The following is a 21,392-nucleotide window of genomic DNA, read 5'->3' as shown; positions in this document are numbered from 1 at the left end:
TTGTTAATCAGTTTTCAGACCTAGCAATTTTGTTCAATTCAAATTTATCTCTACATTTGCATAATCAGTTATGTAATTAATTATGAATATATTTGAAAGAACAGGAAAAATGGCTTTAGGTAGCAGATTGCGTTTGCTGACAAGCCGATTTACAGATGATGCAACAAAAATCTATGAAATGTACAATGTTGAGAAATTCTCTCCAAAATGGTTTCCGGTTTTCTTTGTATTATCAGAAACGGATGAAAAGACCATTACCAAAATAGCCAGAGAAATCGGTCATTCTCAACCTTCTGTAACCAAAATCATCAAGGAAATGATAAAAGCAGGTTTGGTAAATGATCAGCTTAAATCAAGTGACAAACGCAGAAATGTAGTTGGATTAACCGAAGAAGGAAAATCTTTAGCAGAAAAAATGTTGCAGGAACAATGTGTCGATATTGATTTGGCTGTAGAAAATCTTCTGACCGAAGCGACTTACAATCTTTGGGAAGCTGTTGCAGAATGGGAATTTTTATTGGAACAAAAGTCTTTGTTGAAACGTGTTCAGGAGCAGAAAAAACTACGTGAAAGTAAAGATGTTGAAATCGTGGAATACAAACCAAAATATCGGTCGGCTTTCAGGAACTTAAATGCAGAATGGATTTCGAATTACTTTAAAATGGAAGAAACGGATTACAAATCTTTGGACAATCCGCAGGAATATATACTCGATAAAGGCGGAAAAATTCTTGTCGCACTCTACAAGGACGAACCGCTGGGTGTTTGCGCTTTAATAAAAATGAATGACAAAGATTACGATTTTGAAATGGCAAAAATGGCGGTATCTCCAAAAGCTCAAGGCAAAAATATCGGTTGGCTTTTGGGTCAGGCAATTATTAATTCTGCCAAGGAATTGGGTGCTTCAAAACTGTATTTGGAAAGTAATACGATTCTAAAACCTGCTATTAATTTGTATCAAAAAATGGGATTTGAAAAGATTGTTGGCCGTTATACGCCTTACCAGCGCTGTAACATTCAGATGGAATTGGATTTGAAAAAGTAGTAAACTGTAGATTTTTGTCAGTTCCTGAATTGATGCGTTGTAAGGTTATTGTGTCAACAACCAAACTAAATGCAAGGCATTGCTGGATTCTGCAATTGTTTTACCAAATCAACCAATTGTCCATTTGCCTTTCTGTTTTCTTAGGAAAAACGGGGAACAATGTGTCTGAAATCTGAAATGCCTAACTTTTATTAATAGCAAACCCGTATCTTTGATTTTTACAACCGAATGAACTCAATCACCATCAAAGAATTTTATCAGGATATTTTGGGAGACACCTGTCCTGATATCAACCAATTCCTTACTGAAAATATCAATAAGGACATTGGCCATTTCAATGTTTTTGATATTTCTGAAATCTACAGAACCAGCACTTCGAAGACTGAAATGCCTTACAATAGGAGAACTTATTACAAAATAAGTTTGATTAATGGAAAGAACAAAGTGGAATATGCAGACAAAACCATTGAGATTGAGGATTGCGCCGTTCTTTTCGCATCGCCGAAGATTCCTTACAACTACACCAATCAGTGTTCAGAGCAATCGGGACATTTTTGTGTTTTCACAAAGGATTTTTTACCAGCCACGAAAGTTGGATTGGAGCTTGACTTGCTTCCTGTTTTCTCGGCTCAGAGCGATTTTATTTTTCAAATCTCGACAGAACAGTTTCATCAATTTGAATCGATTTTCTTGAAAATGCACGATGAAATCAAGTCTGATTATGTTTATAAATATGATTTGCTGAGAAATTACGTGATGGAATTGATTCATTTTGGACAGAAATTAAAACCAATTAAACCAATTGAAAATACCAAAACTGCCGCTTCTAGAACGACTACTCTATTCATCGAACTACTGGAAAGACAGTTTCCTATCGAAAATATCAGCCAACTTCTTCAACTGAAAACACCTGCAGATTTTGCGGGAATTTTGGGCGTTCACGTCAATCACCTCAACCGAGTTCTGAAAGAAACAACTGGAAAAACAACAGGCGAAATCATCGGAAGCCGGATTTTTCAGGAAGCGAAAATATTACTGACCCAAACACAATGGAACATTTCGGAAATCGCTTTCACATTGGGTTTCGAAGAGGTCGCACATTTTTCTAACTTCTTTAAAAAATACAGCAAGCAATCCCCACAACATTACCGCGAATTATTGATTGTTTGATTTTCACAAATTTTAATTTGATTTATGCAAACCAACCAATGTGATAATTTTTCAACTTTGTATCATTAATTAAAACAAATAAAAATGGCAAGTAAAATAGCATTAGTAACAGGCGCAAGCCGCGGATTGGGAAAAGATTCAGCTTTACAATTGGCGAAGAAAGGATTTGATATTATCTTGACTTATCAAACCAAAAAAGAAGCAGCGGACGAAGTTGTAAAAGAAATCGAAACCTTGGGACAAAAAGCATTCGCTTTGCCTTTGGATATTTCTACAACCGCAGGTTTTGACCAATTTGTAACCGAAGTAAAAGACGTTTTGGACACTCAATTTGATTCTGCAAAATTGGACGCATTGGTCAACAACGCAGGAATCGGAATCAACGAAAGTTTTGAAACGACGACTGAGGAAATTTTGGATGCAATGACAAATATCCACTTCAAAGGCCCTTATTTCTTAACTCAAAAACTTCTACCATTGTTGAATGATGGAAGCAGCATTGTGAACACATCTTCAGGTCTGGCAAGATTCTCAATGCCTGGCTATTCCGCTTATGGAGCGATGAAAGCGGCAATCGATTCTTTGTCAAGATACCAGGCTTTGGAATTTGGCGCTCGAAAAATTAGAGTCAATTCGATTGCTCCAGGTGCGATTGAGACTGATTTTGGTGGCGGCGTTGTCCGTGATATTTCAGATTTGAACAAACATTTAGCTTCTGAAACTGCTTTGGGAAGAGTTGGTTTGCCGGATGATATTGGAAGTGTGGTCGCGTTTCTTTGTTCAGAAGATTCCAAATGGATTAATGGTCAAAGAGTTGAAGTTTCAGGCGGTTTCAAACTTTAATGAAATTTAAAATAAATCAAAATACCATTCGACAAATTGTTGAATGGTATTTTTTTAGCATTAAGATTGATTTAAAGTTCAAAAACTTTTTCCAAATGTTTTGGATAATTTTCTAAAGTACCAACGATATCGCCGTCCTTGAAAATATCAAAACAATTATAATCTGCCACAATATCTACACCGCAAAAACGGTAATTGCTGTTAATCTGGATGAGCACATCAGCTGTACTTCTGCCTTCGAAAAGAACTTGATTTTTGTCGTCGAAACTTGCTTTTGGAGCATTCCACGTTGAACAAACCATAAACTTTTTGCCCTGCATTTTTCCGCCGGTTCCGTATTGTTTTGTTAAGTTTTCTCTGGTTCTGCCATCACCGGAAAGAAATTTTTCGCTGAACAGACCGCTGTTGAAAACTTCATCCACATACTTTTTGTAAATCCACGGCGCACCAAACCAATTGATAGGCGTTTGCAGGATGATGCTGTCTGCATCAATATGTTTTTCCACTTCTTCATCCGGATTGTAACCATCTTCTACTTTGGTTTCTATAACTTCAAAACCTTTTTCCAGAAAAAAATCTTTGGCTTTTTGGTGAAATGCATCATTTAATAAACCTTCGGACCAGTTTGGATATGTTAAATGCGTATTGATTAAGAGTACTTTTTGGGTTGAATTCGTTGTCATTTTTATTGAATAATTTTATTTGATGTTAAAAACTTTCTGCAAATAAGCAGGATAATTTTCGATGTCTTCCTTAATATGTTTGTTGTGATAAACGTCGTAGCAGTAATAGCCTGGAACAACCTCAAAGCCTGTGAACAGATAGTTTGCGGCAACATTGAACAAAGCATCGTCAGCACTTTTACCTTTGAACAAATATTGGTTTTTGTCATTGAAGCTTTCTTCAGGCGCATTCCACGTGGCAGAAATCATAAACCTTTTGCCCTGCATTTTTCCGCCCATTCCGTATTGTTTGGAACCTTCCGCCTCAGAACGTCCGTCGCCGGAAAGGAACTTTTGGCTTTTCAAGGCGCTGTTGAAAACTTCATCCACATATTTTTTGTAAATCCACGGCGTGTTTTCCCAATTGACAGGCGTCTGAAGAATGACGATATCCGCCTGCAGATGTTTTTCCACTTCTTCATCCGCATTGTAGCCGTCTTCCACTTTTGTTTCCAGAACTTTATAGTTTTTAGAAATGAAAAATTCTTTGGCTTTATTGTAAAAAGAAGCGTTCAGTTTACCTTCGGACCAGCCGGGATAAGTCAGATGCGTATTAATCAATAAAACTGTTTTCTGTTTTGAAGATATTTTTTGCGCGTTTAAATGAATTCCGAGTGAAAAGAAAATCAGGAATAAGAAAAGGATGTTTTTTGCTTTCATTAATTCAATATTTAATTACCCTACAAAGGTAAAAGCGATTGAAAAAATTGACGGAAACAAAATACCAATAAAAAAGAAACAAATTACGGATTAAAAAAAAACGCCTCCTTTCGAAGACGTTTGTATTATTTAATCAGTTCCTGGCGATATTCTTTCGGACTTACTCCGACCTGTTTTTTGAAGAATTTTGAAAAGTAATTCGGATACTCAAAGCCCAATTCGTAAGCGACTTCCGTCGTGTTGAGTTTTTCATTTTCCACCAGCAATTCTTTGGCTTTTTTAATGACAAATTCGTGGATATTTTCAAGCGCTGATTTTTGAGTAAAATGCTTGATAATGTCACCTAAATAATTCGCTGTCAACCCTAATTTATCCGCAAAATACTGAACATTTGGAAGTTGTTTTACCGGTTGTTGATAATACTCGACCAAACTCTGCTGAAAATCTGTAACGACTCTGTTATATTGCTTCGGGTCGGTGGAGAACTGGCGTTTATAAAACGCTTCCACCAAAGAAATCAGTACATTCACATAAGACAAAAGCACATTGAAATTTCGTTTCTCACTTTCGTAATATTTCATCATTAATTTAAAAACATCACTGATTTCCTGAACTTCTTCATCGGTCAAGTACAAAGCTTCGTGCAGACCGTAATCCAGATAAGTTTTAAAGAGAAATCTGTTTTCCTCAATGAATTTCTTTGAAAGTTGAAGATACATTCCCTGATAAGTCGGTTCCACATCCCAACCCTCATCCACCACCATATTTGGACTGTTGAAAAAGACCGCGGTAATAGGTTTTAAATCTGGTGTATTTCTATTTTTAAGATTGATTTTAAATGAAATCCTGTAAAAATCAACCGCAACAGCTTCCGACTTCAACAACATATTCGGCGGGTCGTAATAACCAACATCGATGTCATTATCCAGAGGTTTTGATAAACCGATGTAGTCGTTATAAGTTTTGAAGTCTTTGAAAGTTTTCATCATACAAATGTAATAATTTGGTTTTTGTATATCTGAAACTTTTTACCTTGTCTAAATTATAAAAGCTTGAATCTTGATGGAAATAGATTCAAGCTCATTCCCAAACTTTCAAATCATACGCAGCCTTCCAAAATTTAAATTCCATTTTTGAAGCTGTTATAAATGCTTCTGTCATTCGTTCTCTGATTTCGGGAGTAGTATTTTCGGCTGCTTTATCACAGATTTGAATAGCTGCTTTCACTGCGATTGCAAATTCTTCTCCGCCATACGTTTCAATCCAGCTTTGGAAAGGATTATTTGAAGTTTGTTTAATTTGACAAATATAATCTCCCACTTCCTTATAAATCCAAAAGCACGGTAATGTTGCCGCCATTGCAATTTCAACAGGTTCAAAAGCTGCTGTACTTCTTAAAAAATGAATATAATGATGACAGACAGGTTGTAAAATTCCTTTATTTGAAATCTCAAATTCTTTAAAATAAGATTCATGCAAAGCATTTTCTACCACAATTGCATTTTCAGCAAAGCGCATATAGGACAGAGCATCTTGTGTATCATGAGCTTTGCTTCCAATTAATGCTAAAGTTCTTCCGAAATGTTCCAGATACAAAGAATCCTGTGAGATATAAAACTGAAATTTTTCTATATCTAAAGTTCCCCTAGATAATTCTCTAATAAAAGGCATTTCGATGATGTCTTGATAAATATTTTCTATGGATTGCCATGCGTTTTCAGACCAATTCATTTTTGATTAGTTTTTGAGGATTAAAAAAGTGATTTAAAGGACCATTTCCTTTTCCGGTTTGTACATTACTACCATAATAGATTGCATCAGAAACATACTTTTGTGCTAATGCAACCGCTTTATCCATTTCATTTCCTTGTGCAATAAATGAAGCAATCGCAGACGAAAGTGTACAACCAGAACCATGCGTATTGTTGGTTTCTGTTTTTACCCATTCAAAAGTCTTACAGCTGTTTTGATTATTATAAAACAGGGAAGTTATCATCTCTGTTTCCAAATGACCGCCTTTCAACAAAATATTTTTACAGCCCAGTTCTTTAATTCTTTCTCCGGCAATTTTCATATCATCTAAAGTTTTCACTTCTCTATTCGCTAAAATGGCAGCTTCATCCATATTCGGAGTAATAATATCTGAAATCGGAAACAGTTTTTGAATGATCACTCCAATCGTTTTTTCCTCGATTAACCGATGACCGCTTGTTGCTACCATTACAGGATCGAATACAATCGGAACTTTTTTATATTTTGATAAAGTTTTTACAATAGTTTCAACCAATTCGGGAGTATGAACCATTCCTATTTTAATTGCATCAGGAAAAACATCATCTAAAATTGCTTCAATCTGTTCAGAAACCGCTTCCACAGGAATTGAGAAAATATTTCTCACACCTTGTGTATTTTGAACAGGTAAAGCCGTTAAAACTGACGTTGCATAACATCCTAAAGCGGAAATAGTTTTTATATCAGCCTGAATTCCCGCTCCACCACTTCCGTCAAAACCTGCAATCGTTAAAACTGAAGGGTATTTATATTTTTTCATTTATTGATTTCATTTTTAAGTTGGAATGCTGCTTTTTGAGGATTTTCGGCACCGCATATTTCTGAAACAATGGCAATACAATCTGCTCCTGCATCCATTACTGCTTTTGTATTTTTTAAATGAATATTTCCAATCGCTACCAATGGTTTATCGGTTAATTTTCGGATATTCATTAAACCTTCCAATCCCCATTCCGTCACCGTATCAGTTTTAGTATTTGTTTTAAAAACCGGACTGATTCCTAAATAGTCAGAAAGAGCCGTTTCTTGATTTTCCAGCTGTTCTAAATATTCAATTGAATATCCAATCATTTTATTATGAAATAAATTTTCCCTCAAAAAAGAAGGCTGAATATCATTATTTCCGACGTGAATTCCAAATGCATCAATTTCTTTGGCAACAAATGCATTGTCATTGATAATTAAAGGAACTCCATATTTATTTGTAATTTCTTTCAGGCGAATGGCTTTTTCAAAAAAATCTAAATCAGAAGCATTTTTCTCACGCAGCTGAATAATATCTACTCCGCCTAAGATTGCCTGTTCAGCAACATCCAGGAAGTTTCTTTCTTTACAGTCAGCTTCGGAAATAACAAGATATAACTGATAAGAAAAAGATGGTATTACACTCATTTTTTAGACACCTTTACATTATCGAAAAACTCCTGCTCAGAAATATTGTATAATTTATCTAAAATATTCACCTGAAGACTTCCCGGCCCCTGAGAAATCTTTTCTGCTAATTCTCCAACAATTCCCAAAAGAGACATTGCTGCAACTGTTGACTCTGTTTTGTTTTCAGAAATTGCAGCAAAAGCTCCGACAATTGCAGAAGCAGAGCAACCCAATCCCGTCACTTTAGTCATGAGAGGATGTCCGTTTTCAACAAAATAAGTGTCTTTGTTATCAATGATAATATCCGTCGCACCAGAAATACAAACTACAGACTCATATTGTTGTATAAGATATTTCGCTGCAGTAATTGCTTCATTACTTTCTGCGGTACTGTCTACTCCTTTTGTAATTGTTTTATTAGCTTTGGCTAAAGCAATGATTTCTGATGCATTTCCTCTGATAACTGTAGGCTTAAATTCTAATAGTTGTTCTAAAATTTCATCCCTGAAAGCTGTTGCACCTGCTCCGACAGGATCTAAAACCCACGTTTTTTTGGAATGATGAGCTTCTTCAGCAGCAATTAGCATTGATTCAGACCAATATTCATCAAGTGTTCCAATATTGATTACCAAAGCATTTGAAATGGCAACCATATCTTTCACTTCAGATTTTGCATGAGCCATAATTGGTGAAGCTCCAATTGCCAAAAGTGCATTCGCAGTGTTATTCATTACTACGAAATTGGTCATATTATGAATAAGCGGTGATTGCTTTTTTACGGATTGAATGTAATTCCAGAGATTATTTTCCATTAAATTATTTTTATAAAAATGCTTCAGGAAAACAAAAAGAATAAAGAAAGAAAAACATCAAAGACAGATGCATTCTTGCTTTTCCCTACGTTGGTATTAACCATATCAGGTTCAAAGGGACTCTCTCAATTCTTTTCAGAATACCCCTAAAGCTTGAAGCAAATATACAAATGTTTTAGAATTAAACTAAAAAATAATCGTGATTAAATCTCAAATTTAGTGATGAAACAAGTTTATAGTTCTTACATTTTTAGTAAATGATTAACATCTCGAAGAACCTTTTTTAAAGCCATTTTTTGTATGTTAGCAAACGAAAAAAGAGTTTATAAATCTCAATTTAGAGATATTAATCCATCCATTTATCAAATCCAAAATAATGACTGAAGAAGAAAAAATTAAGGTAAGAGAACTCAACAATCAAATTATAGCTGACAAAAATTACAGATTCAATTCATGGCTTCCTGTTCTGGAAAATCCTAACACAAGAAATTTAGATGAAGTAAAAGGCAGAATGTCTGTAATGAATGCTTTGATTAATATTTCGTTTGAAGCTCCAATAAATTTTATCCGAAAATGGATTGAAAAGCATGACTTAACATCACATCTTTCCAATTGGGAAAACGAAATTCTTCTTAAAGATAATGACGAACTAAGCGATTACGAAAATAATTCTTTGAGATGGTATCTTGAAGGACTTTGGGCATTAATGTGGGCAACGAAAGTCGTTCCAGATCTTGATGAAACAGAATGGTGTGGAGAAAATATGGCGACTTTACTTCCTAATCTCGAAAAAGATGAAAGCAATGAAAAAATTAATCAGTTGTCTGAATTGAGAACTGACGAAGAAATTTATAATATGCTTGATTTGTATTATCGTTTTCATTGGTATTGCGTTGATGAAAGAATAAAAGGTGTTGAAGCCAAAATTAATGAAGGTATTGTCTATGAGAGAAGAAAAGCTTTGGAATGGCTCATTAATAAAGATTCTGATTGGGATGACATTGAAATGGGAACGTAAATAACAATTAATATTCATTAAACAATAAATCTATTACAACCTCGTTGTTTAGGCAGTTGTAAGCTTATATTTCTCAAATCTATGACTAAAACATTTAATTAAAAGTTAAAAATCATTGACTGGAGTTTAAAACTTATCCTTCATTTAAAATAATAAACTAGAAAAATTGATACACAAAACATCCTTTAAAGTCGCAACAACTCTTGCTGCGGTATGTTTCAGCACAGCTATTTTTGCACAGCAGAAATATTCTGTTAGCGGAACAGTTAAAGATCAGAAAAACGGTGAATTACTTCTTGGAGTTGCTGTGAAAGTTGCCGAAGATCCAACGATTTCTGTTATCGCTAATGAATACGGATTTTATTCGCTTTCTCTTCCGCAAGGTTCTTACACTTTGGTTGTTTCCAATCCTGGATTTAAAGATTTTCAACAAAATATTACAGTTGAAAGTGATTTAAAATTAAATCTACAATTGACTCAGGAAGGAAATGATAGAGTGAAAGAAATTGATGAAGTTGTAATTTCTGCGGTGAAGAAAGACAAAAATCTTTCATCTGCACAAATGGGAACTGAAACTTTAAGTATTAAACAAATCGATAAACTTCCTGTATTATTTGGTGAAAAAGATGTGATGAAAACCATTCAGCTTTTGCCCGGAATTAAAAGTAATGGTGAAGGAAGCAGCGGATTTTCTGTAAGAGGTGGCGCAACCGACCAGAATTTGATTTTATTGGATGAAGCAGCGGTTTATAATGCTTCACATTTGCTTGGATTTTTCAGTACATTCAACAGTGATGCATTGAAAGATGTGAGTATCATTAAAGGAAACAGTCCTGCTCAATACGGAGGTCGACTTTCGTCTGTTTTGGATGTAAAAATGAAAGACGGAAACAACAAAGACTACAACGTCAATGGCGGAATTGGATTAATCAGCAGCAGATTAAGCGTTGAAGGTCCTATTCAAAAGGAAAAATCATCATTCATCGTTTCGGGAAGACGAACGTATGCGGATGTTTTTTTGAAAGCAACTGACGATTTTAAAGACAGTAAATTATATTTTTATGATCTAAACTTAAAAGCCAATTATCAGATTAATGACAATAACCGTCTGTATTTATCAGGATATTTTGGAAGAGATGTTTTAGGTTTAGGCGATACTTTTTCAACAGACTGGGGAAATACAACGGCAACTTTGCGTTGGAACAGCATTATTAACAGTAAATTATTTTCAAACACTTCATTCATTTACAGCAACTACAATTATAATGTAAGTTTAAGCAGTAATAACAATACTTTCGGATTGGATTCTGAAATTGAAGACTGGAATTTGAAACAGGATTTCTCTTGGTTTGCAGGAAATAAACATTCGGTGAAATTTGGTTTACAGTCTATTTATCATACAATTACACCAAGTAGCGCTTCGGGAACGAGTGTAAGCAGTTTTCCTAGAAATGCTAGATATTCCTGGGAAAATGCAGTTTATATCAATGATGATTTTAAAGCAACAGAAAAGCTAACCATTAATTATGGGGCAAGATTGGCAATGTTCAGTGTTTTGGGTGGCGATACTTTTAACACTTATCAAAATGGAGTATTAACCGACTCTGAATTTTTAGAAAAAGGAAAATTTGGGAAAACTTACGTTAATCTTGAACCGAGAATTACAGCGAATTACAGAATCAATGAAGTAAGCAGTGTGAAAGGAGGCTATTCCAGAAACACGCAAAATTTACACTTACTAAGCAACAGCGGAAGCGGAAACCCAACCGATCAATGGATTGGAAGCAGCTACACTGTAAAACCAGAAATTGCAGACCAAATCAGTGCAGGTTACAGCCGAAATTTCAACAATAATAATTATGAATTGAATGCTGAGATTTATTACAAATCAATGCAGAATCAAATCGATTATAAAAACGGAGCGCAAATTTCTTTTGATACCGCTGCAGATGTAGAAAGCGAATTGTTATTCGGAAAAGGAAGAGCTTATGGTTTAGAATTAATTGCCAAAAAGAAAAGCGGAAAACTGACAGGTTGGATTTCTTATACTTTATCTAAAACCGAGAGAAAAATAGAGGGAATTAACGACAATCAGTGGTATGATGCGAGACAAGATAAAACGCATGACCTTTCCGTTGTAGCAACTTATCAGTTGAATCCAAAATGGTCTTTTTCAGGATTATTCCTTTACAGTACAGGAAATGCAGTGACTTTCCCGACTGGAAAATATGAACTGAACGGACAAACTATTTTCCAATACAGCAACAGAAACGCCGACAGAATGCCTGCTTATCACAGAATGGATTTGAGCGCAACGTATGAACCGATCTCTAATAAGCGTTTCAAAGGTTCCTGGTCATTCGGAATTTACAATGTTTATGGAAGAGAAAATGCCTACACAATTACTTTTGAAGATAATCCGAACAATCCTGGAACAACAAGAGCAATGCAGACTTCACTTTTCAAATGGGTTCCGAACATTACTTATAACTTCAAATTTTAATTATGAAAAACATATTTTTAATCATATTATCACTCTTTTTAGTCACTTCTTGCGAAAAGGAAATAGATTTAGATTTGGAAGATCAAAGCGGACAAATCGTGATTGAAGGAAATGTAACTGATCAGGTTGGTCCGTATTACGTGAAAATCACAAAATCGGTAGCATTTACTCAGGCTAATCAATATCCTGCAATCGAAAATGCACAAGTTGTTTTAAGCGACAACACAGGACAAACCGAAACTTTACAATACATTGGAAACGGAAGATATCAAACTTCAACTTTTGTGGGGCAATCCGGAAGAACGTATACTTTGAAAATTCAGGCTGAAGGAAAAGAATATATTTCGACAAGTACAATGCCTGAAGCCGTTGTTTTTGAAGGTTTAGATCAGGATTCTTTCATAGTCGGTGGAGAAACAAGTTATACACTTTTACCTGTGTTTACAGATCCGCAAGCTTTAGGAAACCGCTATCTTTTCAGCTATACGGTTAACAATAATCCTAAGCAATATTTTTCGGAATTTTCTGATAACGTAAATAATGGAATGCCCAATCAAAGACCTTTAATTTTACCAAACGATGACGGCGAAGATCCCGATGATATCAAAGTAGTTATAGGAGATACCATTCATGTAGAAATGCAATGTATTGACCAAAATGTTTACATCTTCTACTCTGCTCTTCTTCAACTTTCTGGAGGCGGTCCCGGTGGAGGAATTACTCCCGCAAATCCGCCAAGTAACATCAGTAACGGAGCTTTAGGATATTTTTCGGCACATACCGTGAGAAAGAAAAGTATTGTTATTCAATAAAAAATAATTATAATTTTAGTAAAAGCTATTTCATTACAATGAAATAGCTTTTTTATTATCCTGATTTTAAAGCTGTTTCAAAACAAATTGCGAATTAACAGAATTTAACAGTTATCTGATGTAACAAATATTCCCATTCATGTGTCTTATAGTTACAATTAATAACCTTAATGAAAAAGATTTTAGCACCAATCGCTTTATTAATAGGAACTCTGGCTTTTGCACAACAAAGTAAAGATACTGTAAACTCTAAAGAAGAAAAAATTGAAGCAGTAACGATGACCTACCGAAAACCTACTGTAGAGTCTAAAGTTGACCGTACTGTTTTTAATGTTTCTAACAGTTCTATTCTTGCAGGAAATACAACCTGGGATATTTTGCGAATGACTCCTTTGGTAAGCATTGACAACAATGACGCTCTGAAAGCTGAAGGAGAATCTGTAACTGTTTATATCAACGACAGAAAATCTGTTTTTACAGGAAAAGAATTAAAGGAATATCTGCAGACTATTCCTGCGGATAATTTAATGAAAATAGAGGTTATTACGAGTCCGTCTTCCCGATATGAAGCTTCCGGTTCTGTCATTAATATTATTCTAAAAAAGCGTGATGATGAAGGAATGAAAGGCAGTATCACTTTAAATAACCGACAGAATACGAAAAACTCTCAATACACCAATTTTAATTTAAACTATCACAAGAAAAAATTCACCCAAACACTTATTGGAAGTTACAGCGACAATACTTTTGTTCAGAAAAACTCTTTACTTAATACCTTGTACGAAAATAATGAGGTTACCAAAATTGAAAATGACATCATTTATAAAGGTAAAAATCCATCTATTTCATCAACTTCGGAATACGAAATCAACGATAAAAACAGCATCGGTACAATTCTCGAATTTTATAAAGGAATAAGAAGTAACAGCTCGGAAACCAATGCTCAAATTTTCGAAAATGATCAATTAAATCGTTCTTATTTCCAAAGTCAGACTTCATCATCATCAAATCCGACCTTTGGAACAAATGTTTTTTATAAATATTACGACAAAGAAAAAAACAGAATTTTAGATGTTAATTTAGGGACAAATTACGATTCTGAAAATGACAACAGTTATTATCTTAAAAATACAGTCACCAATACAGGAGCAACTTCTGTGGATGAAATTGGAGTTTTAACTGACCTCCAAAACCGAAATTATTATTTGAAAGTTGATTATACTCAACCCTTAGGAAAATCGGGAGCAACTTTTGAAGTCGGTGGTAAAATGGACTTTCATAATAACGTCATTCCAAACACTCTGTATGGAATTCTACCAGATGGTTTAAGTAGAAATGATACATTCAGATATAAAGACAATATCAACTCTTTATACGCCAATTTTACCAAAACATTTTTCAAAAAATTAGAGACTAGAGTCGGGATTCGTTATGAATATATTGATTACAAAATAGGTCAGGATATTGCAGGAACTTCAAGGAAAGATTCTTACGGACGGTTTTTACCCAATTTATTGCTGAAATATTCTTTTACAGACAAATATGATTTAAGCTTAACCTACACCAGAAATCTTTGGAGACCTTGGTATTCTGAGTTTAACCCTTTTTTATTGCCAAGAAACGACGGAATGTACACCCGCGGAAATATGGAACTAAATCCTAACCCTAGTGACAGAGTTTACATGAAGTTTGGCTTTATGAAAAAGTACTTTCTTTCTGCAAGATATACCTTTACCAATCAGGATTATTGGACAGATTATGTAGTACAAACCGGAGCAACACCAAAAGATAATAAAACCATTTCGCAGGAAAGTAATTTTACTGGGAATGTGCACAAGTATTTTCTTTATGCGAACACCAATCAATCTTTCCTGAAGAATAAACTAAGTGTGAATCTAAGTTTTGGTTATAATTATATCGATAACAGCGATTTTAATGCAAGAAATGATCTTAAGGGAGCAGATTATATAAGTTTTTGGGCTGGATCCAGTAACTTAACATACACCAATCTTTTTAATAAAAATATCAATTTGAGCGCTTGGGTAGAAATTTCAAATCAGAATAACGGAAATTCTTATGCTAACAAAACCAATGTTTTTCATAATATTTCAGCAACAAAGATTTTCCCAAAAACACAGATGGAAGTAAGTTTGCAGCTAATGAATATCTTTCAAAGACCAAATTTTGATGCAACATCTTACAGCCAAATCGGAACATTCAGAAATTCATCAAAATCTGATTGGTACGGATTTTCACTGACCTTTGTAAAAAGATTCGGAAACCAAAAAGTAAAGGAAAATACCAAAACCGATGTTGAGAAAAATAGCGGTGGCGGAAAATAAAATGCAGTTTTTTTTATAATTGAGACGGGTAATGAGCAATTATTATCCGTTTTTTTGCTAGATTTAAATTAAATGATAAAAATGTTGATGAAATTCTATTTATGGCATAGAAATTATTACATTTAATATAGAAAACTACACAGGATGGAAAACATGACCCAAAATAAAGATATACTGGAATATTATTTATCTTTAAGCGTAAAACAACAGTTTAATATTGATCTGGATCTGAAAGACGAATTTATATTTACCGAAAATCTCGTTTCAAAAAAAACAATTATTGCACCTACATTTTCAGATAAAATTTTGTTGCAACATGATGTTAAAGAATTTTTATCAGCATTAATAAGTGATATTAATAATGAAGAGCAACCTAGAATTGGCAGAATATCAGAACCGGAACAGATGAGAGATATTGTTTAAAAAAAGAAAAATCCCTTTCAGAAAAATGAAAGGGATGATTATTTAATGAAAATTTTAGTTCTTAATTACTAATATACTTTGCTACTTTATCTTCTAAATCATCAAGATTAAAAGGCTTTGCAACAAAATCATCAGCTTGAGCTTCTTTTGCCAAAGCAACGATGTCATTATTAGCTGTAACGTAAATCACAGGAATATCCTTAAACTCGTCGTAACTTTTTAAAAGTTGTGTTGCCTGTACTCCACCAATTCTCGGAATCCAGTTATCCATAAGGATTACATCTGGCTGAAACTGCGAAACTTTTTCGATGATATCATGAGATGTTTCTGAAATTTCAACCTGATAACCGTTTTCTTCAAAAATGATTGTAATCACTTCAAGAATAGCTTTATCATCATCAAAAATCAAAATTTTCTTCTTACTCATATTCGTTTATTTAACTTTAATTTAGGTTATTAATTTTTTTATAATTGATTGATAAAATCTGCCAAATTATTTGGTTTAATAAGCAGATCATATTTCACTTCTTTTACAGCCTGTTTAGGCATATAATTGACTTCTGCTGTTTCCGGATCCTGAACCCAAACTTTGCCTTTATTTTTCTTGATGTAAGCCAAACCTTCCACGCCATCTGCATTTGCTCCTGAAAGCAAAATTCCTACCAAAGTTTTCCCAAAAACTTCTGCTGCAGATTTAAAAGTAACATCAATCGACGGCCGCGAATAATTCATCTTCTCCGAACTGTCTAAAGACATCGTTTTTTTATCTTCAAACAGCAAATGATAATCAGCCGGAGCGATGTATATTTTATTTTTTTCAATCTCACTTTTATCGTCAATCTCTACGACTTCTGTTGAAATAAACTGTTGAAGTAGAGTCTGTAAAATATTGGTTGAATGCGCTTTTCTATGAAGAACAAGAACAATTGAAAAGTTTAATTTTTCGTCTAATTTTTTAATCATCTCCAAAATAACCTGCAGACTTCCTGCAGACCCTCCGATTACAACCAGTTCAGTATTTGTGTTTTCAGTTTGCATGGTTAAAAATTATTAATTAGGATCTAATTTTTTCCAGATTCGCTGATCTTCGACCTGATGAAAATTTTTATCTAATTTAGAAAATCTAATGGTTTCTTTTGCACCCAACGCCAAAAAACCCAAATTTTCAAGACTGCTATCGAAAAGTTTAAAAACCCTTTCCTGTAAACCACGGTCAAAATAAATCAAAACATTTCGGCAAATAATCAACTGAAAACTATTGAAAGAACTATCTGAAACAAGATTATGGGTCGATAAAATCAATTTTTCCTGAAGACTTTTATCAAATTTTGCGCTGTCATAATTGGCTGTATAATAATCTGAAAAATCTTTTTTCCCTCCGGAAAGCATGTAATTCTCAGAATATAATTTCATTTGCTGTAAAGGAAAAACTCCAGATCTAGCCGTTTCTAAAACTGAAGGATTAAGATCTGTACCATAAATCAGAGATTTATGGTATAAGTTTGCTTCTTTCAGTAAAATTGCCATAGAATAAGCTTCTTCACCGGTAGAACATCCTGCAACCCAAATTCTGATCAAAGGATAAGTTCCCAATTGTGGTAAAATTTTCTCTCTTAAAGCTTTAAAAAAATAAGGATCCCGAAACATTTCTGTGACATTCACCGTAACTTCTTCTACAAATCGCTTCAAATATTCAGGATCATTGATTAAAGTATAACGTAACTCAGCGAAGCTTGTGAACCTGTCTATCAAACAGATACGGTTTACCCTTCGTTTAAAAGAAGCTCTGCTGTACTCAGAAAAATCATATCCGTACAGATCGTAAACATCTTTAATAAGATATTCTATTTCTTCATCTTTTACGATACTTGGTTCCAGCATTTAAGACAGATTTTCTAAAACAGTTAATAATATATCTACATTAATCGGTTTCGAAACATAATCCTGTGCACCCGCATCAATACACTTCTGGCGATCTTCCGGCATTGCTTGTGCAGTTACCGCAATAATAGGAATTTGATTGATTAATGGTGTATTCCTTATGATTTTAATCGCTTCATAGCCATCCATTTCCGGCATCATCATATCCATTAAAACAGCCGAAAAATTTTGGTCATTTTTTAGCATATCGATTGCTTCCAAAGCCATTGTTGAGCTTTCAATCTGATAACCTTTTGCTTTCAAAGTTAGTTTTAGAGCAAATATATTTCGTGGATCATCGTCCACAATTAAAACTTTCTTATTCATCAGAATCTTAGCTTTTTAACTTTCATATAACCAAACTCGAAGTAAGGACAATAACTGATCGATATCTACAGGTTTTGAAATATAATCTGAAGCACCTGCATCGATACATTTCTGGCGATCGCCAATCATCGCTTTTGCGGTTATCGCAATAATTGGAAGCCTTGCCAATTTCGGCATCTTTCTGATTTCACGAATGGTTTCGTAGCCGTCCATTTCCGGCATCATCATATCCATTAAAATCACGTCAATATCAGGATTTTGCTTTATTTGTTCCAATGCGTGCTTTCCGTCCATTGCAACGATAGCTTCCACTTTATATTTTTCTAAAGATTTAGTTAAAGAGAAAATATTACGGGCATCATCATCTGTTATTAATATTTTTTTTCCGCTTAAAACCTCTGTTAAAGAACCTAAAGTTTTACTTCTCACATTTTCTAAAGAATTATTTTTTTCTTCAACCAAATGTAAAAACAAACCGACTTCATCCAAAATTCTCTGATAAGAATGAGCCGTTTTTACGACAATAGAATCAGCATACTGCTTGATTTTCAGTTCTTCAGACTGAGACAGATTTCTTTCAGTAAAAATAATAATTGGCAGATTTTCGAGACCTTCATAGCTTTTAATCGACTCAATAATCTGGTATTCATTTCCACGAGAATCACCGATATCTAAAATAACACATTCATTTTGTTTTGAGCTTAAGGCATTCACAACATCTTCAACATTATTTTCTACAGATAAAGAGATATTAAAATTGCTCAGGAAATAAGATAATGCACTTGCGTGTTTTGCATTTTCTTCTACAATTAAAACCTTCTTTGGACCTTGCTGTAAAGCTTCTTCAATTTTTCTGAAAACATCGGTCATCTGGTCCAAAGCAACAGGTTTATTGATAAAATCAACAGCTCCTTTCATTAGACTTTCTTTTTTCACATGAAGAGCAGACATCATATGTACCGGAATATGCTTGGTTTCGGGAGTTGATTTCAATTCGTCCATTACTTTCCAACCGTCTTTTACGGGAAGCTGAACATCTAGTAAAATCGCTTGTGGATGATATTTCTGAGCCGCAGATAAAGCGTGATCGCCTCTTACAACTACAACTCCTTTATAATTCTGCATTCTTGCGTATTTCAATAGAGCCTTAGCAAAATTGGTATCATCTTCAATAATCAAAATTACTTTATCATCTTCATTGATTTGATCTCTGTCGTCATCAACATCTTCAGGAATTTCAAGAACACTGATGTTTTCATAATATTCCGTTTCCCCATCATCCAAAATATTTTGAATTTCTTCAACGTCTTCACGAATGATATCTACCAAATGAAGATCGGTTTCGTGTTTTACGATTTCAGAAACAGGCTTGATTGGAATTATTAAACTAAATTCACTTCCTTTATTCACTTCACTTGTCAAGCTCAATTCTCCGCCTAATAATCTTGCAATTTCACGGCTGATTGAGAGTCCTAACCCTGTTCCGCCAAATTTCCTCCTTGTAGAACCATCAGCTTGTTGGAATGCTTCAAAAATAATTTTCTGCTTATCTTCTGGAATTCCGATTCCCGTGTCTTTTACTGAGAAAATAATGAAATCTTTATTTTTAGAATCTTTTTTAATATTTAAATCAATACTTCCCTCTTTTGTAAATTTCAATGAATTGGAAAGTAAATTACGCAAAACCTGATCTACACGTAAGCGATCAGTTTCAATCATTGGTTCAACTTCTTTATCAATATTTATATTAAACTGAAGTTTTTTCTCTAAAAATATCGGATTGAAAAGGCTTTTTAAATCTTTCACAATTTCGCTGATTTCTACGTCATGATATTCCAAAGTCATTTTCCCTGATTCTATCTTCGCCAGATCTAAAATTTCATCAATTAAAGTCAGCAAACTGCTTCCTGAACTTTGAATCACTTTCGCAGATTCTATCTGATCTTCATTCAGATTTTCTTCAGGATTTTCAGCCATTAATCGGGAGAGTAAAAGGATTGAATTAAGAGGAGTTCTCAATTCGTGAGACATATTTGCCAAAAATTCCGACTTATATTTTGTGCTCAACGCTAATTCTTCAACCTTTTTCTGAATCTCATTATTTCTTTCCGCAATCAAATGGTTTTTGTCTTCCAGTAATCTTGAACGCTCCTCCAATTCAGCATTTGCCTGCATTAATTCTTCCTGCTGCACTCTCAACTCTTCTTCAGAAGCCTGAAGTTTTTGAGTTTGCGCTTCCAATTCGGTATTAAGGTTTTCCAATTCAGAATGCTGAACTTGTAATTCTTCTGATTGAGCCTGAGTTTCTTCCAGTAACTGTTGTTCTTTTTCACGACCTTTTGCGGCATTTAAAGCAATACCTATATTTCTGGTGGATTCTACAAAATAATCGATTCGATCCTGATTAAAATTGGTAATGGCTGCCAATTCTAAAACACCTATAGCATGACCGTCTGAAAAGATTGGAATTAGTAATAACCCATTCACCTTCAGCTTACTGCTTGCAAAACTTACTACAAAATCGTCTTCTTTAAGATCGTTATAAACCTGAGGTTTTTCATTGATGAAAGTCTGACCTATCATTCCTTCACCTAGCTCAAAACTTTTTTTCATGCAAGTTTCCAAACCAAAAGCAGAGTTCAGCCTTAAAACACCCTCATCAAAAAGATACAGTGATCCGTTGATGCATTTTCCGTACTCAATGATTTGATATAAAGAATTTTCAGATACTTCTTTTACAGATTTATTTCCCATTAAAGATTCATTCAGTAAAGCCAAACCTTTTTGCTTCCAGTCGCTTTTATTTATTTTATCAAAAGACTTTTTCAAAGAATCTTTCATATGGTTTAGAGAATCTACCAAATCACCAAGATCATCTTGTGCATCATCCGCTAAAGTTTGCGTGTAATCTCCATTTGCAACACGGTTTGCAATCTTTTTAATTGCGCTTACACGTCTGCTGATTTCCACATCTTTATCTCTTAAATCTTTCTCGAGCTTTTCTCGTCGCACAAGGTCTGATCTTAATTTTAAATAGAAAAAGACAGTAACTACAATCGCTGAAATTGCTGAAAATATGATGAATATAACCGTTGTATTAGAAGAACTATTGAGGTCTTTATTTTTAATTTCAAGTTTAGATTCTTCATACTGCGCAAACTCTTTTACAATTTGTCTGCATTTATCCATGTAAGATTTGCTCTGCAGAATCTGATCCTGAGTCATGATGATCCCTTTTCTACGGTTTTCAACAAACAGTTTAAGGTTAGCAATATTACTTTCTACATTTTTTTCTAAATTTTGTAAAAGTTTTTGTTGGTGATCATCCTTGATATCTAAATTTTTTGCTCTTTCAATGGCTTGTGAATATTCATTCAAGCTTCTATTGTAAGGCTCCAGAAAACTCTCTTTCCCGGTCAATTGATAACCTCGACTTCCCGTTTCTGCATCTAAAAGAGCAACTAAAACATCTTTTACAGCGGTTACCGAACGTCTGCTTACGCCAACGCTTTCACGGTGTTTCATCTGATTTTGAATACTTAAATACGATGCAACCGAACTTGCAATAAGTATTAACAATGATAAACCGACACCAAATTGTAGGTTTCTTAGTATTTTTTTCGGCATAAA

20 protein-coding genes and 1 riboswitch are annotated in these 21,392 nt (G+C 34.2%); of the genes, 8 read left to right on the top strand and 12 right to left on the bottom strand.

The genetic code is table 11. The annotated features are described in order from the left end of the window. Positions 1-82 precede the first annotated feature (82 nt). From OEA66_RS17860 to OEA66_RS17850, 3 genes are all read left to right on the top strand, one after another. Entirely contained in the window at positions 83-1,045 is a 963-nt protein-coding gene (locus tag OEA66_RS17860) for a bifunctional helix-turn-helix transcriptional regulator/GNAT family N-acetyltransferase (protein ID WP_267282675.1), read from the top strand. 228 nt (positions 1,046-1,273) lie between these two features. Further along, a complete protein-coding gene (locus OEA66_RS17855; RefSeq protein ID WP_267282674.1) occupies positions 1,274-2,215 on the top strand; it encodes a helix-turn-helix domain-containing protein in 942 nt (313 codons plus the stop codon). A gap of 84 nt (positions 2,216-2,299) precedes the next feature. After that, the gene (locus OEA66_RS17850) at positions 2,300-3,058 is read left to right on the top strand and encodes an SDR family NAD(P)-dependent oxidoreductase (protein ID WP_267282673.1); all 759 of its coding nucleotides are present in this window, start codon (positions 2,300-2,302) and stop codon (positions 3,056-3,058) included. A 71-nt stretch (positions 3,059-3,129) separates the two neighbouring features. Here the strand turns inward: OEA66_RS17850 and OEA66_RS17845 are convergent, their stop codons facing one another. From OEA66_RS17845 to thiM, 7 genes are all read right to left on the bottom strand, one after another. After that, entirely contained in the window at positions 3,130-3,741 is a 612-nt protein-coding gene (locus OEA66_RS17845) for an NAD(P)H-dependent oxidoreductase (protein ID WP_267282672.1), read from the bottom strand. Positions 3,742-3,756: 15 nt separating this feature from the next. Beyond that, a complete protein-coding gene (locus OEA66_RS17840; protein ID WP_267282671.1) occupies positions 3,757-4,440 on the bottom strand; it encodes an NAD(P)H-dependent oxidoreductase in 684 nt (227 codons plus the stop codon). Positions 4,441-4,565: 125 nt separating this feature from the next. After that, positions 4,566-5,429, bottom strand: coding sequence for a helix-turn-helix domain-containing protein (locus OEA66_RS17835; protein WP_267282670.1), 864 nt, complete (start codon positions 5,427-5,429; stop codon positions 4,566-4,568). Between the two features lie 91 nt (positions 5,430-5,520). After that, on the bottom strand, positions 5,521-6,171 hold the full coding sequence (gene tenA / locus OEA66_RS17830) for a thiaminase II (RefSeq protein WP_267282669.1): 651 nt from the start codon (positions 6,169-6,171) through the stop codon (positions 5,521-5,523). After that, a complete protein-coding gene (thiD, locus tag OEA66_RS17825) occupies positions 6,158-6,991 on the bottom strand; it encodes a bifunctional hydroxymethylpyrimidine kinase/phosphomethylpyrimidine kinase (protein ID WP_267282668.1) in 834 nt (277 codons plus the stop codon). The genes tenA and thiD overlap by 14 nt, the downstream gene beginning before the upstream one ends. Beyond that, positions 6,988-7,623, bottom strand: coding sequence for a thiamine phosphate synthase (gene thiE, locus OEA66_RS17820; protein WP_267282667.1), 636 nt, complete (start codon positions 7,621-7,623; stop codon positions 6,988-6,990). The genes thiD and thiE overlap by 4 nt, the downstream gene beginning before the upstream one ends. After that, positions 7,620-8,417, bottom strand: a complete 798-nt coding sequence (gene thiM, locus OEA66_RS17815) for a hydroxyethylthiazole kinase (RefSeq protein ID WP_267282666.1) — start codon at positions 8,415-8,417, stop codon at positions 7,620-7,622. The genes thiE and thiM overlap by 4 nt, the downstream gene beginning before the upstream one ends. A gap of 65 nt (positions 8,418-8,482) precedes the next feature. Next, positions 8,483-8,575: riboswitch (TPP riboswitch) on the bottom strand. 218 nt (positions 8,576-8,793) lie between these two features. Between thiM and OEA66_RS17810 the strand changes: the two genes are divergently transcribed. From OEA66_RS17810 to OEA66_RS17790, 5 genes are all read left to right on the top strand, one after another. Next, positions 8,794-9,435 (top strand): DUF4272 domain-containing protein, encoded by a 642-nt coding sequence (locus OEA66_RS17810; protein WP_267282665.1) that lies wholly within the window; start codon positions 8,794-8,796, stop codon positions 9,433-9,435. Positions 9,436-9,601: 166 nt separating this feature from the next. Beyond that, the gene (locus OEA66_RS17805; protein ID WP_267282664.1) at positions 9,602-11,938 is read left to right on the top strand and encodes a TonB-dependent receptor; all 2,337 of its coding nucleotides are present in this window, start codon (positions 9,602-9,604) and stop codon (positions 11,936-11,938) included. A gap of 2 nt (positions 11,939-11,940) precedes the next feature. Continuing rightward, entirely contained in the window at positions 11,941-12,750 is an 810-nt protein-coding gene (locus OEA66_RS17800; protein ID WP_267282663.1) for a DUF4249 domain-containing protein, read from the top strand. Between the two features lie 170 nt (positions 12,751-12,920). Beyond that, positions 12,921-15,092, top strand: a complete 2,172-nt coding sequence (locus OEA66_RS17795) for an outer membrane beta-barrel protein (protein ID WP_267282662.1) — start codon at positions 12,921-12,923, stop codon at positions 15,090-15,092. A 144-nt stretch (positions 15,093-15,236) separates the two neighbouring features. Next, on the top strand, positions 15,237-15,515 hold the full coding sequence (locus tag OEA66_RS17790) for a hypothetical protein (RefSeq protein ID WP_267282661.1): 279 nt from the start codon (positions 15,237-15,239) through the stop codon (positions 15,513-15,515). 61 nt (positions 15,516-15,576) lie between these two features. On the opposite strand, the gene OEA66_RS17785 is transcribed toward OEA66_RS17790, so the two are convergent. The 5 genes from OEA66_RS17785 to OEA66_RS17765 are packed head-to-tail and all read right to left on the bottom strand — an operon-like array spanning position 15,577 to position 21,389. Continuing rightward, positions 15,577-15,942, bottom strand: coding sequence for a response regulator (locus OEA66_RS17785; protein WP_267282660.1), 366 nt, complete (start codon positions 15,940-15,942; stop codon positions 15,577-15,579). A 38-nt stretch (positions 15,943-15,980) separates the two neighbouring features. After that, positions 15,981-16,553 carry a chemotaxis protein CheB gene (locus OEA66_RS17780; protein ID WP_267282659.1) on the bottom strand — a complete coding sequence of 191 codons (573 nt, stop codon included), beginning with the start codon at positions 16,551-16,553 and terminating at the stop codon, positions 15,981-15,983. A gap of 12 nt (positions 16,554-16,565) precedes the next feature. Continuing rightward, complete coding sequence (locus OEA66_RS17775; protein WP_267282658.1) at positions 16,566-17,396, bottom strand: CheR family methyltransferase; 831 nt, start codon at positions 17,394-17,396, stop codon at positions 16,566-16,568. After that, positions 17,397-17,762 (bottom strand): response regulator, encoded by a 366-nt coding sequence (locus OEA66_RS17770; RefSeq protein WP_267282657.1) that lies wholly within the window; start codon positions 17,760-17,762, stop codon positions 17,397-17,399. A gap of 15 nt (positions 17,763-17,777) precedes the next feature. Further along, a complete protein-coding gene (locus OEA66_RS17765) occupies positions 17,778-21,389 on the bottom strand; it encodes a response regulator (protein ID WP_267282656.1) in 3,612 nt (1,203 codons plus the stop codon). Positions 21,390-21,392: the final 3 nt, after the last annotated feature.

The organism is Chryseobacterium luquanense, assembly GCF_026460945.1.
In the GTDB taxonomy this organism is placed as follows: domain Bacteria; phylum Bacteroidota; class Bacteroidia; order Flavobacteriales; family Weeksellaceae; genus Chryseobacterium; species Chryseobacterium luquanense.
Note: the sequence above shows the minus strand (reverse complement) of the source record. Positions and strands in the feature narration are given on the sequence as shown.